Raw genomic sequence first — 14949 nt, forward strand, 5'->3', positions numbered from 1 at the left:
CAAATTTAATCTTGCAATCGTTAGATTTAATTCAAACCTCATGCCAAATTTGATATTTTTAATCCTGAAGTTGTTAAAGTTATTTGGTGCAGGTTTCTGAACCCTTTCAGGGTTTCAATCCCACAAAGGCTTAATCAAAATTATAATTTCTCCTTCAAAAAAGGAGCTGTATAAGACTCCGGGTTCCCTGCCACTTCCTCGGGAGTTCCCGTAGCAATCAATCTTCCTCCGGTTTCTCCACCTTCAAGTCCCAGGTCAATGACATAGTCAGCACATTTTACCAGGTCCATATTGTGTTCGATAACAATAACTGAATGTCCTTTCGCGATCAAAGCATTAAAAGATTTCAGCAATTTCTGAATATCATGAAAATGCAATCCTGTAGTAGGTTCATCAAAAATAAATAGAGCCTTTTCCTTGGTGTTTCCTTTTACCAGGAAGGAGGCTAACTTGATCCTTTGAGCCTCCCCACCCGAAAGGGTAGAGGAGCTTTGGCCGAGTTGCACATAACCCAACCCAACATCCTGTAAAGGTTTTAGTTTGGAAGTGATCTTGTCTTCTCCATTTTCAGCAAAGAAAGCCACGGCGTCATCTATAGTCAGATTGAGGATTTCGTCAATATTTTTCCCGGCAAAATTCACCTCCAGGATCTCTTTTTTGAAGCGTTTCCCGTTGCAGGTCTCGCACACCAGGTGTACATCTGCCATGAATTGCATTTCAATAGTAACCTCGCCCTCTCCCTTACAGGTTTCGCAACGCCCGCCTTCCACATTGAAAGAAAAGTGTTTTGGTTTATACCCGCGGATGTCGCTTAATTTCTGATTGGAAAACAAATTCCTGATATCATCATAGGCTTTAATATAAGTTACAGGATTGGAACGGGAAGATCGTCCTATTGGATTCTGATCCACGAATTCTACGGAACCTACATTGCTGAATTTCCCTTCGATCTTTGTGAATTGTCCTGCTTTTTCTCCATATCCGCCGATTTCCTTGCACATTGCCGGATAAAGGATCCGTTTTATCAGGGTGCTTTTTCCGCTTCCTGAAACTCCGGTAACTGCAGTAAATACTCCTAAAGGAAACCGTACGTCAATATTTTTCAGGTTATTTTCACGGGCACCAATTACATCTACATAATATTTTGAAATGCGTCTATTTTCAGGAACTTTGATCTCCAGAGTATTGCTGAGATATTTTCCTGTAAGGGAATCTGAAACCAATATGTCTTCAAAGGTGCCGGTGGCGACGACCTCCCCTCCGTGCGTTCCGGCCTCGGGACCTATATCGATGATCTCATCTGCTGCCTTCATGATATCTTCATCATGCTCGACTACGATCACTGTATTTCCAAGGTCGCGAAGAGATTTTAGTACTTCAATTAACTTTAAGGTATCCCGCGGATGAAGTCCGATGGAAGGTTCATCGAGAATATACATGGATCCTACCAAACTGCTTCCTAATGAAGTTGCCAGGTTGATCCTTTGAGATTCTCCTCCCGAGAGTGTGTTGGATTTTCTATTGAGAGTAAGGTAATTTAATCCCACTTTTGACAGGAAGCTCAGTCGGTTTCTTATCTCTGTCAGCAACCTTTTGGCTATAGCAGCATCAGATTCGTTCAATTCCAGTTTTTCAAAAAAGGCTGAGACTTTGTTGATAGGCAATTCAACAAGTTCGGTAATCGTTGCGCCGCCGACTTTTACGTAATTAGCTTCGGGGCGAAGCCTTTTTCCTTTACAGACAGAACATCGTGTTTTTCCGCGGTAGCGGGAGAGCATTACCCGATTCTGTATCTTATAAGCCTTGGATTCCAAAAATGCGAAAAACTGGTTTAATCCTTCGAAATATTTATTCCCGTTCCAAACCAGGTCCTTTTGTTCCTGAGTTAATTCAAAATATGGTTTATGAATAGGAAAATTAAATTTATGGCTGTTGTTCACCAATTGATCCCGGTACCAGCTCATGCTTTCCCCACGCCAGGGAAAAATAGCATTTTCATAAACAGATAGTCCGGTATTAGGGATCACCAAATCTTCGTCTATGCCAATTACATCTCCATAGCCTTCGCATTTTGGACAGGCACCATATGGGTTATTAAAACTGAACAGGTGCACATTGGGTTCCAGAAAAACCATCCCGTCGAGTTCAAACTTGTTGCTGAACTGCCGTACCTTCTTTTCCTTGAGATCCTCAATGAACAGTTCTCCTTTCCCTTCAAAAAAGGCAGTTTGTATGGCATCTGCCAGGCGATTGTAAAAATCTTCCTCGTCCTTGGTGATGATCCTGTCTACCACCAGGAAGAGGTCTTTTTCTGTTATTTTGGAAAGGTCGGTTTCGTCTATTCTCAAAACTTCACCGCCAAATTTTATCCGGCTGTAGCCCTGCTGCAGGAGGACTTTTAATTTTTCTTCAGGAGTTCGGCTTTTCTCGACATGAACAGGTGCCAAAAGCAGCATTTTTGAGCCTTCAGCAAAAGACTTGACGTAAGCAACAACGTCGCTTACTGTGTCCTTTTTGACCTCATTTCCCGAAACAGGAGAGTAGGTCTTTCCAATACGGGCAAAGAGCAGCTTCAGGTAATCGTAAATTTCAGTAGAGGTTCCCACGGTAGAGCGGGGATTGGTAGAATTTACCTTTTGCTCTATCGCTATGGCCGGTGCAATCCCTTTAATGGAATCCACCTGGGGTTTATTAAGCCTTCCGAGGAACTGGCGCGCATACGAAGACAAACTTTCCACGTAGCGGCGCTGTCCTTCGGCATATAAAGTGTCAAAAGCCAGGGATGATTTTCCCGATCCCGAGAGGCCGGTAAGCACTACCAGTTTATTCCGCGGAATAATTACATTGATGTTCTTTAAGTTGTGAAGCCGGGCTCCTTTTATGATGATGTTTTCCTTAGGATCTACCTGAGATATATCTACCTGCATAGTCAATTTTATATCAAAACAGCAAAGGTACTCAAACTTCAAATTTTTTAGGTGCTCCCGGTGCTTTATATAAGTAACTGAAAACTACTTCTTTAAAAACATTAACCTTTTGTTTGGATTTGTGAAAATTTTCCTGTTATATTTGCTATTACTGAACCACCAAAAATTTTGCCTATAGCATAAAGTTACTTTGAACTTGAAAAACTAACCAGCAGGCCTACCCCAACAGCCTGAAAAAAGTAACTCTTATGGAAAAAACCGAGGCAAATGATGCTTTTCTCGTGAAGAGCTATATTGAAGGAAATGAACAGTCGCTTTCAATCCTAATCAACCGTCACCAGCACCGTATTTATAGTTTCATCTTTTCAAAGGTTTTTGATAAGGATGTCGCCGAAGATATTTTCCAGGATACCTTTATTAAGGTGATCCGAACTCTAAAAAGGGGGAAATATAATGAAGAAGGTAAATTTTTGCCGTGGGTGATGCGTATTGCACACAACCTGGTAATTGACCATTTTAGGAAAAATAAACGAATGCCGAAGTTCGAAAACAGCGGCGATTTCAATATTTTTTCTGTTTTGTGTGATTCAGGTTTAAATGCTGAAAAGCAGATCATCAAAGACCAGATAGAAGCCGATGTGAAGGAGCTTATTAAAGAACTTCCTGAAGATCAATTAGAAGTTCTGGTGATGAGGATCTATAAAGATATGAGCTTTAAAGAGATTTCAGAAAGAACGGGGGTTAGTATCAATACGGCCTTAGGGCGAATGAGATACGCATTGATCAATCTTAGAAAAGTTATTGAGAAACATAATTTAGTTCTCACAAATTAACACAATAAGGAAAAAGATTTGCCGTTATTGATTCTGTAACCTTCAATAACTAATTAATGGCAAAACTTTACTCAGAAAAAAAAGTGAACAAAATGTCTCCTAAAAAGGAAACGATCAATTTCCTTTTGAACTATTCCAGGGCTTTAAGAATTAGAACCTACAAGAACATTCAATTTGAAAATATTTTGAATTAGTTAGAAAGAAGGTCCGCAACTAGCGGACTTTCTTTTTGTAGTATTCCTCAAGCACCTTCTTTCGTCCAATAGTTCTGGTAATGATATCTTTTTCAAGATCCCAGCCTCTTGCAGGGGAATAATTCCTTGCATACCAAATGATCTGCAGGTGAAGCTTGTTCCATAATTCCTTCGGAAAAAGCCTTTTTGCATCCTTCTCTGTCTGCACTACATTTTTGCCGTTAGATAGATTCCAGCGGTACATGAGGCGGTGAATATGAGTATCTACAGGAAACGAAGGAATATCAAAAGCCTGCGACATTACTACACTGGCTGTCTTGTGTCCTACAGCCGGCAAAGATTCGAGAGCCTCCATGTCTGCCGGCACCTCTCCATCATATTTTTTGATAAGAATTTCTGAAAGTCCGTGAATTCCTTTTGCTTTCATCGGTGACAAACCAACCGGCTTAATGATCTCCCTGATCTCATCTATAGAAAGTTTGACCATGGAATAAGGATTGTCTGCCCTGGCAAAGAGAAGCGGTGTGATTTGGTTCACTTTTGCATCTGTGCTTTGAGCAGAAAGCAATACAGCGATCAATAAGGTGTAGGGATCTTTGTGGTCAAGGAAGATAGGAACATCGGGATTTAAACTTTCAAGAGTATCTATAACAAACTGTACTTTTTCCTTCTTGGTCATTTACGTAACTTTGAGAGACAAAAATACTAATTATGACCACACTTCAACCCGGCGATAAGGCGCCAAAATTTTCAGCAAAAGATCAGGATGGAAATTTGCATAAGCTCGAAGATTATTCAGGAAAAAAACTGGTAATTTTCTTTTATCCAAAAGCCAGTACTCCCGGCTGTACTGCAGAGGCCTGTAATCTTCGTGATAACTGGGAAACTTTTAAAGCACAGGGATATGCAATCCTTGGAGTAAGTGCTGATTCTCAAAAGCGACAGCAGAATTTTAAAGAAAAATATGAATTGCCATTCCCATTATTAGCAGACGAGGACAAGAAAGTGATCGAGGCCTTCGGGGTTTGGGGACCTAAAAAGTTCATGGGCAAGGAATATGATGGCATTCACCGCACCACTTTTGTTATAGACGAGGATGGAAAGATCAGGGATGTTATCTCAAAAGTAAAGACTAAAGAACACGCCTCTCAGATCTTATAAAAGTTTAAGGAATAAGGAGGAACTGGAAAATTGAATAATTTATTTTATTTCTTGAATAAGAAATATGAAAACAGATTATGATGTACTTCGGCAATCTTGAATTTTAAATCCTGGATTCTTTTATTTTCTCCAGATCTTTTGAAGGGTAGCAATTGAATCACAGTTCTCAAAAAGCAATTCCAGATCTCCGGAGGCTGTGCTGCCGGTAACCAGGTAAGTTTTACAGGAATCCAGATCTGTATTACTACGGCTAAAGTCGATATCTCCTTTTTGAAGAGCAGTAGTAATCGAGGCAGTGTCGATTTGAAGCTGCTGAATCTGAGTCAGAGCTTCTTGAGAATATGCTCGTTCTTTGATCCGGATATTTTTAAGGACCCGGGAATCCATCCCATAAGCGCAGGAAGTTCTTTTTCCGCTAAGGAAGAAGGCAAGTATAATGAGTCCAATGGCAAAACCTCCAAGGTAATAGCCAAGTCTGTGAATAAATTTCATGAGGGTTTAAAATATAAGAAGGTTGATATCCCGGTAAGAGAGATCAAACCAGTCTGCAATAGATTTGTTGGTTAAAATTCCGTGGTAAAAGTACAAACCATTTCGCAGACCTCTGTCAAAACGCAGCGTATTTTCCAGTCCGCCCTGTTCTGCAATATGAAGCAGGTATGGCGTAAAAATATTGCTGATAGAGAGGGAAGAAGTACGGGCGTATCTTGAGGGAATGTTAGGGACACAATAATGAACTACTCCATGCTTTACATAGGTAGGTTTATCATGGCTGGTAATCTCACTGCTTTCAAAGCAGCCACCCATATCTATACTCACATCAATAATCACCGCGCCTTTTTTCATACTTTCCACCATAGCTTCGGTAACCAGGATAGGGGAGCGGTTCTTTCCTCTTACAGCCCCTATGACCACATCACTTCTTTTAAGAGCTTTAATAAGGTTCTTTGGCTGAATTGTGGAAGTGTGTAATGGCCTGCCAAGATTGGCCTGTACTGCTCTTAAACGGGTAAGGGAGTTGTCAAAGATCTTAATATTTGCTCCCAGACCCAAAGCAGATCGGGCAGCGAATTCTCCAACTGTACCGGCACCAAGAATGGTAACTTCAATAGGAGGTACGCCGCTAATATTTCCAAACATGAGTCCGTTTCCTGCCGGATTATTACTCATGATCTCAGAGGCTATTAGAATAGATGCTGTTCCGGCGATTTCACTCAAGGCTCTAACCGCAGGATAAGTTCCGTCATCATCCCGTATGAATTCAAAAGCGAGAGCAGTTATGCGTTTGGAAGCGAGCTTCTGAAAATAGCTTTTTTGCTGGGTCTTTAGTTGTAGTGCAGAAATTATGGTAGTCTGCGGATTCATCATCTCCAGTTCCTCAACCGTAGGAGGTTCTACCTTGAGGATCATTGGGCAGGAGAATACTTTTTTGGTGTCGCTGGTGATTTCTGCCCCGGCTTCGGAATAATCTTTATCGCTGAATTTCGCCCCGGCCCCGGCTCCTTTTTCAATAAGTACCCGATGTCCATGAGCTGTGAGTGCTGCAACAGCATCGGGGCTCAGGCAGATACGTTTTTCCTGGTATGCGTTCTCTTTAGGAATGCCAATAAACAACTGGCCTTTGTGCTTATACACCTCAAGGGTTTCCTCCTGGGGTAGTAATTGTTCCTTGGTGAAAGGAGAAACTTGTTGAGTCATAACTGGTCGATCACAAAGATAAAATTACGACTTTTATTATAACTAAAGTTTTACGTAGTATTCTTCCTGAATATTGTCTTCAACGTCAGCTTCTTCTCTGAATTCTTTGATCTCCTGGTACTCTTTGTCTGAAAAAGGAGAAAAGGGAGAAATGTTTTCTCTTTCAATTTCTGAAAGGTCTATACCATAGATTCTATCAAAAACTCTTATTCTAATAAGATAAACAATGGAGAGTATGACAATAAAAAAGGGAGCTAGATATAAAAGACCATTTGTATCTAAAAAAATACTTTGGTCCATATACGCATCCTGATAAAAAGCAACTATAAGTTGATAGCCATACATGATAGTAGGAACTAAGATTACATGGTACCACCAGTGTTTACAGGTAAAAAACCATATAAGTAATAAAAAAAGTGGAGTAATCTTACCCAAGTAAGTCCAGACGGCTACATTTACGCTTTCGTAATATTTACTTTCGTATACAAAAAAAGAATTTTCCCAAACCTTGCCGCTTGGGAAAATTTCATATAGGTAAAACAGATATGGTGAAAATGCTATACAAATAGCAATTATGCTACCCAGCAGCAGGAATTTTGATGAGTCTTCTGTCGACAGCTGTTTTCTTGATCTCATTTTTATTATCGTTATCCGTAGTTGATGTTACAAAGAAAGTTGCTCCAAAGATAGAAACTGCTAGAAGTACGGCTTTAATTTTCATGATAGTATGTTTTAAGGTTGTGTTTGTTTGTTTCGATTTGATGATTCAAACCTATAAAAAACTAACACGTTAATTTTTAAAACATTATCCGTACTTTTGCCGGCTTTTTGGAGGAAAAATCCTTTTTATCTTAAAATATTAAATTATAAATATTCTGGTTAAAAATACTATAAATTCGTTCATCGGTTCCTTAATCTTTAATTATTCTTAAAAAATCCCTAATGCAGAAAGGCTTTTCAGACATGGCTTTTTAAGAGCATTTTCTGCAGTAATTGTAAATAATTAACATAATTTTAACTTTCTGATTTCATTTTCCTGTACCAAAATTTCCACTTTTTGATGCTCTTCTTCTATGAAGTTTTCTATTTTTTGTGGCCATTCTATAAAATTCCAGGCTCCTGAATCCAAATATTCTTCAAATCCGATATCCCAGGCTTCAGATTCATCCTTAATTCTGTAAAAATCAAAATGGTTTACTGTTCCGTTCGGAGTGTCATATACATTTACCAATGAAAAAGTGGGACTGGAACCGATATCTTCGGCTCCTAAGGACTTGAGAAGGGCTTTGATCAAAGCGGTTTTTCCTGCACCCATCTCACCATAAAACAAAATGGTCTTGCTCTTAGACTTCTCCAAAAGCTCATGGGCAACAACTTCAATTTCAGATAGAAGGTAGCTTACTTCCATTCAAAAGTATTACGATTTGGGGTGATAAAGATAGTTAAATATTTGTTATCTAGGTGATAAGACAGCAAAAGGTATGATCATTTCCTCCATGGAGACTCCTCCATGCTGAAAAGTATTCCTGTAGTAGCTTACATAATGATTGTAATTATTAGGATATGCAAAGAACAGATCTCCCTTGGCAAAAATGAAGGAACTGCTCATATTTATTGAGGGAAGGTGAATAGATTTAGGATTAGTTGCCGCCAAAACGTCTTTATCTTCATAAGTCAAACTCTTTCCTGTTTTGTAACGCAGGTTTAAACTCGTCTGCTTATCTCCAATCACCTTAGAAGGATTTTTCACATTGATAGTACCATGGTCTGTGGTGAGGATCAATTTAAATCCGAGGTTCTGAGCCTGCTGAATAATCTCCAGTAAAGGAGAATTACGGAACCAACTGTGAGTTAGGGAACGATAGGATTTGTTAGTTGAAGCCAACTCTTTGATCACTTCCATTTCGGTCTTGGAATGGGAAAGCATGTCCACAAAGTTGTAAACAACAACTGTAAGATCATTGTCTTTCTGACTTCTAAAATTCTCTACCAATTTCTTTCCTGCCTTAAGGCTACTTATTTTATGGTATTCATGTTTAATATTTTTCCCCAGTCTTTTTAACTGCGCCTGGAGAAATTCTGCTTCGTGAAGATTCTTTCCGCCTTCATCTGTGTCATTTTTCCAGTAATCAGGAAAGAGTTTTTCCATTTCACTTGGCATAAGTCCCGAGAAGATCGCGTTACGTGCATATTGAGTAGCGGTGGGCAGGATGCTGTAAAAAGGGATTTCCTGTTCCTTTTTATAGTAGTTGTTGATCACGGGTTCAAATGCCTTCCATTGATCATATCGCATATTATCGATGACCACTAGTAGGGTGGGTTGCTTTTCACTGATCTCCGGCAGTATCTTTTCCTTGAATAAAGTGTGTGACATTATTGGAGCATCGGCATTCTTCTCGAACCAGCTTGCGTAATTCTTGTCAATGAACTTACAGAACTGGGAATTGGCTTCAGTTTTTTGAGACTCCAGGATCTCAAACATTCCTGTGTCCTCGATATTTTCCAGTTCCAGTTCCCAATAAATAAGCTTTTGATAAAGTTCTGCCCAACCCTCGTAAGAATTGATCATTGCCATATCCATAGAGATCTTTCGAAATTCCTGCTGATAACTGGAAGTTGTCTTTTCTGAGATCAACCTGGAATGGTCCAGATTCTTTTTTATGCTTAAAAGGATTTGGTTTGGATTTACAGGTTTTATCAAATAATCTGCGATCTTGGAACCTATGGCTTCCTCCATAATATATTCCTCTTCGCTTTTTGTGATCATCACCACGGGCAGGTTTGCCTGCTTCTCCTTGATCTCCGAAAGTGTCTCCAGACCGGAAAGCCCCGGCATGTTTTCATCGAGGAATACAATGTCAAAATTCTCCTTTTCTATTTCCTCCAGAGCCTCTGTTCCGCTTTGGCAGGTAGAAACTTTATAATTCTTGCTTTCCAGGAAAATTATGTGAGGTTTTAGCAGATCAATCTCGTCATCTACCCACAGTATTTTGATATCGTTCATATATGTATCTTTGTTGACATTAATAAATAAAGGAATAAGCTTGCTTCAAGGAAACAAACTCAAGATTTTAAACGATCCAATTTACGGATTTATTACGATACCCAATGAGCTGCTCTTTGGTATCATGGAGCATAAATATTTCCAAAGATTACGGCGAATTTCGCAAATGGGGCTTTCTTACCTGGTGTACCCGGGAGCCCATCATACAAGGTTTCATCATGCCCTGGGATGTCTTCATCTTATGCAAAAAGCCGTTAGGGTACTGCGTTTGAAAGGTGTGGAGATCTCTGCGGAAGAGGAGGAGGCACTTCAAATTGCCATTTTACTGCATGATATAGGACACGGACCATTTTCCCATGCTATGGAACATAGCATCGTGGAAGGGGTAAGTCATGAAACAATTTCCTTCCTTTTTATGGAGGAAATGAACCGGAAGTTTAACCAAAGATTAACTTTAGCCATTGATATCTTCCGCGGGAAATATCCCCGGAAATTTCTTTGTCAGCTTATCTCAAGTCAGATGGATATGGACCGGTTGGACTACCTGAAACGGGATAGTTTTTATACGGGTGTAGCCGAAGGGAATATCAACAGTGAACGGCTCATAAGCATGCTCACCGTGGTTGATAACGAGCTCATGGTGGAGGAGAAGGGTATTTATTCTGTAGAAAAATTCCTGTTGGCCCGCCGGCTCATGTACTGGCAGGTCTATTTGCATAAAACAGGAGTGGTGGCAGAGCAATTGTTGATAAGGGTACTTCAGCGGGCAAAGGAGCTGGTAAGTTCCGGCCGCAGCCTGTTTGGAAGTACTGCCTTAAATCACTTTTTAGAGAACCAGATCACCGCAGAAAATTTTTCCGGAGAAACCCTGCAGATATTTGCGAGGTTGGATGATTACGATATACTTTCAGCCATGAAAGAATGGGCTCATGACGAAGATTTTGTGCTGAGTAAGTTGTGTCAAATGATCATAAACAGGGATCTTTTAAAGGTAAAGCTGAAAAAACGTCCGCCTTCAGAAGAAAGACTGGAAATTCAGCTTGAAAAGACAATGCAACGGTACGGCATCTCACGCGAAGAAGCAGGTTATTTTGTTTTCAGCGGGGACATTAGTAATCTCGCTTACAAACGTGAAGATGAGAAAATACATATCCTCTTTAAAAGCGGAAAGATCACAGATGTTATAAAAGCATCAGATCACTTCAATCTCAAGGCTTTATCAAAGCCTGTTACCAAATATTATATCTGTTACCCTAAACCTAAAGATTAACTCATTTTTTTTACTTTTGCCAGAATGAAATTTACAGCAGCGCAAATAGCAGGTATATTAGAAGGAGAGATAGAAGGCGATCCTAATACAGAAGTTGATAAGCTGGCCAAGATCGAGGAAGGGACTGCCGGTTCTATTACTTTTTTAGCTAATCCTAAATATACCTCCTATATATATTCCACGAAGGCTTCCATTACTATTGTAGGGGATTCCTTCAAGGCAGAAGAAGATATTTCCACTACCTTAATAAAGGTAAAGGATCCATATAATGCTTTTTCGAAATTACTTGAATATTATAATCAGGTCAAGCTTAATAAATCGGGGATCGAACAACCCAGCTTTATTTCTGAAACCGCTACCTACGGTGATAATATTTACCTGGGAGCTTTTTCATATCTGGGTGACCAGGTGAAAATCGGGCATAATGTAAAGATCTTTCCAAATACCTATATTGGAGATAATGTGCAGATAGGAAATAATGTGACCATTTTTCCGGGGGCTAAGATCTATTCTGAAACAATTATCGGCAATGATTGTATCATTCACGGCGGAGTGGTCATAGGTGCCGACGGATTTGGTTTTTCTCCGAACCAGGAAGGAGTATATTCCAAAGTTCCGCAAATAGGAAATGTGATCATTGAAGATCATGTGGATATAGGCGCAGGAACTACTATAGATCGTGCTACTCTTGGCTCAACCATTATTAGAAAAGGGGTGAAGCTGGATAATCAAATCCAGATCGCTCACAATGTAGAAATAGGAGAAAATACCGCCATTGCTGCCCAAACAGGGGTTGCCGGGTCGACAAAGATTGGTAAAAACTGCCTTATAGGAGGGCAGGTTGGGATTGCAGGTCATATTCACATAGGAGACCGGGTCAAAGTGCAGGCGCAGTCGGGAATTGGAAGGAATATTAAAGATGATGAAATGATCCAGGGCTCTCCGGCTATTGGATATAGTGAATACAACAAAGCTTACGTGCATTTTAAACATTTACCCAAAATAGAAGACCGCTTAACCAAACTTGAAAAAAAACAATCTGATAATGGCTAAACAACGCACCATAAGTAAAGAGGTTTCTTTACAGGGAGTTGGACTTCACACAGGAAATGAAGTCACTCTTACTTTTAAACCGGCTCCTAATAATACCGGTTATTGCTTTGTAAGAACAGATCTTGAGGGAAATCCTATGGTGGAGGCCGATGTGAATTACGTGGTCAACACTCAGCGAGGGACCAATCTCGAAAAAGACGGAGTATCTATCCAGACTTCAGAACATGTGCTTGCAGCCTGTGTTGGTTTGGAGATCGATAATATAATTATTGAACTTGATGCTGCCGAACCTCCTATTATGGATGGATCTTCAAAATTCTTTGTTGAAGCTCTCGAAAAAGCCGGAATTGAAGAACAGGAGTGTGACAGAGAGGAGTTCGTAGTGACCGATGTGATTCGTTATGTAGATGATAAAACCGGAAGCGAGATCCTGGTAATGCCTGCAGATGAGTACCAGGTGACAACCATGGTTGATTTTGGCACCAAAGTTTTGGGTACCCAGAATGCTTCCATTCAAAAAATGTCTGAATTTAAAACCGAGATCGCCGATGCCCGCACCTTCAGTTTTTTACATGAGCTGGAGACGCTTTTAGAGCATGGATTGATCAAAGGTGGAGACCTTAACAATGCTATAGTTTACGTAGATAAGGAGCTAAGTCCGGAGACTATGGACAAGCTGCGGGTAGCTTTTAAAAAGGATAACATAGCTGTAAAGCCAAACGGGATTTTAGATAACCTCACTTTGCATTATCCCAATGAAGCTGCAAGACATAAACTTCTTGATGTGATTGGGGACCTTGCCCTTGTGGGGACACGCATCCGCGGAAAAGTAATTGCCAATAAACCGGGGCACCTTGTTAATACCCAATTCGCAAAGAAATTATCGAAGATCATTAAAGCTGAAAAGCGAAATAACGTTCCGAAATACGATCTTGACCAGGAGCCGTTAATGGATGTGAATGAGATCATGAATATCTTGCCTCACCGGTCTCCGTTCCTTTTGGTAGACAAGATCATTGAGTTGACAAGCAGCACAGTCGTAGGTGTCAAAAATGTGACCATGAACGAACCTTTTTTCGTGGGACATTTTCCCGGAAAACCTGTTATGCCCGGGGTTCTTCAGGTTGAAGCTATGGCGCAGACGGGAGGTATTTTAGCCCTGAAATCTGTTCCCGATCCCGAAAATTATCTCACTTTTTTTATGAAGATCGATAATGTGAAATTCAAAAGACAGGTTGTGCCGGGGGATACTTTGATCTTTAAGCTGGAATTGCTGGCACCAATTAGAAGAGGGATATGCCAGATGCAGGGTTATGCCTATGCCAATGGTAAACTTGTTACCGAAGCCATTTTAATGGCACAAATAGTAAAACAAAAATAAGAATTATGAATCAACCCTTAGCATACGTACATCCCGGAGCCAAGATCGCGAAAAACGTAGTTATTGAGCCTTTTACCACAATACACAATAATGTGGTAATTGGAGAAGGCACCTGGATAGGATCGAATGTTACCATAATGGAAGGGGCGAGGATCGGAAAGAATTGTAATATTTTTCCCGGTGCCGTTATTTCTGCAGTACCACAGGATAAAAAATTTAATGACGAAGACACCTTAACAGAAATAGGTGATAATACAACTATTAGAGAATGCGTAACCATTAATCGCGGAACTACAGACAGGATGAAAACCAAGATCGGCAAGAACTGCTGGATCATGGCCTACTGTCACATCGCTCACGACTGTATAGTGGGAGATAATTGTATTTTCTCGAATAACAGTACCTTAGCCGGGCATATCAATGTAGGGGATTATGTGGTTTTAGCCGGTATGGCAGCCATTCAGCAGTTTTGCAGCATTGGAAGCCATGCGTTTGTCACCGGCGGATCTTTGGTGCGTAAAGATGTTCCTCCTTTTGTAAAAGCCGGAAGAGAACCGCTTTCTTATGTAGGAGTAAATTCCATAGGCTTAAGAAGAAGAGGTTTTTCTACCGAAAAGATCCGTGAAATTCAGGATATTTACAGGATCCTTTACCAAAAGAATTACAACAACAGTCAGGCGGTAGCGATTATCGAAGCCGAAATGGAGGCGACTTCAGAAAGAGATGATATTTTAGAATTTATCAAGAATTCCCAGCGCGGGATCATGAAAGGATATATTAGTTCAAATTAATCAAGTCAGATAAATGGCAAGTACAAGTGATATCAGAAATGGATTGTGCATAAGATACAATCACGACATTTTTAAAGTAATTGAATTTTTGCACGTGAAGCCGGGAAAAGGTCCTGCTTTTGTGCGTACAAAACTTAAAAGTGTCACTACCGGAAAAGTGATTGATAATACCTTTTCTGCGGGTCATAAGATCGAAGATGTTCGTGTGGAAACACATAAATTCCAGTTCCTTTATAACGACGGCGAATTTTACCACTTTATGAATACTGAAGATTATACTCAGATCCGCCTTACCGAAAATGCTCTTGATGCACCTGGACTGCTTAAAGAAGGGGAAGTGGTAACTATCCTTATCAATACAGAGGATCAAATGCCGCTTTCTGTTGAAATGCCTGCCAGTGTAGTTCTTGAAGTAACACATACAGAACCCGGAGTAAAAGGAAATACGGCTACCAACGCAACAAAACCTGCAACAGTAGAAACAGGAGCTGAAGTGAACGTGCCGCTTTTTATCAATGAAGGGGACAAGATCAGGATCGAAACCGAAAAAGGAACCTATAAAGAGAGAATTAAGGAATAGTGTTCAGTGATCAGTGATCAGTGATCAGAAAAAATCTCAATACTAAATACTCACTAC

Annotated in this window: 15 protein-coding genes; 8 read left to right on the forward strand and 7 right to left on the reverse strand. The window is 40.2% G+C overall.

What is annotated here, in order from left to right; translation table 11 throughout:
* Positions 1 to 140: 140 nt before the first annotated feature.
* Positions 141 to 2927 (reverse strand): excinuclease ABC subunit UvrA, encoded by a 2787-nt coding sequence (gene uvrA, locus CRO16_RS07930; protein WP_097055857.1) that lies wholly within the window; start codon positions 2925 to 2927, stop codon positions 141 to 143.
* 248 nt (positions 2928 to 3175) lie between these two features.
* On the opposite strand from uvrA, the gene CRO16_RS07935 reads away from it, so the two are divergent.
* Positions 3176 to 3760 carry an RNA polymerase sigma factor gene (locus CRO16_RS07935; protein WP_097055858.1) on the forward strand — a complete coding sequence of 195 codons (585 nt, stop codon included), beginning with the start codon at positions 3176 to 3178 and terminating at the stop codon, positions 3758 to 3760.
* Between the two features lie 56 nt (positions 3761 to 3816).
* A complete protein-coding gene (locus tag CRO16_RS16160; protein WP_179670512.1) occupies positions 3817 to 3954 on the forward strand; it encodes a hypothetical protein in 138 nt (45 codons plus the stop codon).
* Between the two features lie 19 nt (positions 3955 to 3973).
* Here CRO16_RS16160 and CRO16_RS07940 read toward each other — a convergent pair whose 3' ends face one another.
* Positions 3974 to 4633, reverse strand: coding sequence for an endonuclease III domain-containing protein (locus CRO16_RS07940; protein ID WP_097055859.1), 660 nt, complete (start codon positions 4631 to 4633; stop codon positions 3974 to 3976).
* 32 nt (positions 4634 to 4665) lie between these two features.
* Between CRO16_RS07940 and bcp the strand changes: the two genes are divergently transcribed.
* Positions 4666 to 5115, forward strand: a complete 450-nt coding sequence (gene bcp, locus CRO16_RS07945) for a thioredoxin-dependent thiol peroxidase (RefSeq protein WP_097055860.1) — start codon at positions 4666 to 4668, stop codon at positions 5113 to 5115.
* 120 nt (positions 5116 to 5235) lie between these two features.
* On the opposite strand, the gene CRO16_RS07950 is transcribed toward bcp, so the two are convergent.
* The 5 genes from CRO16_RS07950 to porX all read right to left on the reverse strand — a co-directional run bounded on the left by CRO16_RS07950 (position 5236) and on the right by porX (position 9817).
* Positions 5236 to 5607 carry a DUF4258 domain-containing protein gene (locus CRO16_RS07950; RefSeq protein ID WP_097055861.1) on the reverse strand — a complete coding sequence of 124 codons (372 nt, stop codon included), beginning with the start codon at positions 5605 to 5607 and terminating at the stop codon, positions 5236 to 5238.
* A gap of 6 nt (positions 5608 to 5613) precedes the next feature.
* Positions 5614 to 6813 carry an alanine dehydrogenase gene (locus tag CRO16_RS07955; RefSeq protein ID WP_097055862.1) on the reverse strand — a complete coding sequence of 400 codons (1200 nt, stop codon included), beginning with the start codon at positions 6811 to 6813 and terminating at the stop codon, positions 5614 to 5616.
* A 42-nt stretch (positions 6814 to 6855) separates the two neighbouring features.
* Positions 6856 to 7449: a hypothetical protein gene (locus CRO16_RS07960; RefSeq protein ID WP_097055863.1), complete on the reverse strand. Its 594-nt coding sequence runs from the start codon at positions 7447 to 7449 to the stop codon at positions 6856 to 6858.
* A gap of 367 nt (positions 7450 to 7816) precedes the next feature.
* Positions 7817 to 8221 carry a tRNA (adenosine(37)-N6)-threonylcarbamoyltransferase complex ATPase subunit type 1 TsaE gene (gene tsaE / locus CRO16_RS07965; RefSeq protein ID WP_097055864.1) on the reverse strand — a complete coding sequence of 135 codons (405 nt, stop codon included), beginning with the start codon at positions 8219 to 8221 and terminating at the stop codon, positions 7817 to 7819.
* Positions 8222 to 8266: 45 nt separating this feature from the next.
* A complete protein-coding gene (porX, locus tag CRO16_RS07970; RefSeq protein WP_097055865.1) occupies positions 8267 to 9817 on the reverse strand; it encodes a T9SS response regulator signal transducer PorX in 1551 nt (516 codons plus the stop codon).
* A gap of 40 nt (positions 9818 to 9857) precedes the next feature.
* Here porX and CRO16_RS07975 point away from each other — a divergent pair, with 40 nt between their 5' ends.
* Genes CRO16_RS07975 through efp form a run of 5 tightly spaced genes read left to right on the forward strand, consistent with a single transcriptional unit; the run spans position 9858 to position 14892 of the window.
* Entirely contained in the window at positions 9858 to 11087 is a 1230-nt protein-coding gene (locus tag CRO16_RS07975) for an HD domain-containing protein (protein ID WP_097056430.1), read from the forward strand.
* Between the two features lie 24 nt (positions 11088 to 11111).
* Positions 11112 to 12140: a UDP-3-O-(3-hydroxymyristoyl)glucosamine N-acyltransferase gene (gene lpxD, locus CRO16_RS07980; protein WP_097055866.1), complete on the forward strand. Its 1029-nt coding sequence runs from the start codon at positions 11112 to 11114 to the stop codon at positions 12138 to 12140.
* Positions 12133 to 13521 (forward strand): bifunctional UDP-3-O-[3-hydroxymyristoyl] N-acetylglucosamine deacetylase/3-hydroxyacyl-ACP dehydratase, encoded by a 1389-nt coding sequence (locus tag CRO16_RS07985; RefSeq protein WP_097056431.1) that lies wholly within the window; start codon positions 12133 to 12135, stop codon positions 13519 to 13521. The genes lpxD and CRO16_RS07985 overlap by 8 nt, the downstream gene beginning before the upstream one ends.
* Positions 13522 to 13526: 5 nt before the next feature.
* Positions 13527 to 14312 (forward strand): acyl-ACP--UDP-N-acetylglucosamine O-acyltransferase, encoded by a 786-nt coding sequence (gene lpxA, locus CRO16_RS07990; protein ID WP_097055867.1) that lies wholly within the window; start codon positions 13527 to 13529, stop codon positions 14310 to 14312.
* Between the two features lie 13 nt (positions 14313 to 14325).
* Positions 14326 to 14892: an elongation factor P gene (gene efp / locus CRO16_RS07995; protein WP_097055868.1), complete on the forward strand. Its 567-nt coding sequence runs from the start codon at positions 14326 to 14328 to the stop codon at positions 14890 to 14892.
* Positions 14893 to 14949: the final 57 nt, after the last annotated feature.

It is taken from the genome of Salinimicrobium sediminis (genome assembly GCF_900215295.1).
GTDB lineage: Bacteria > Bacteroidota > Bacteroidia > Flavobacteriales > Flavobacteriaceae > Salinimicrobium > Salinimicrobium sediminis.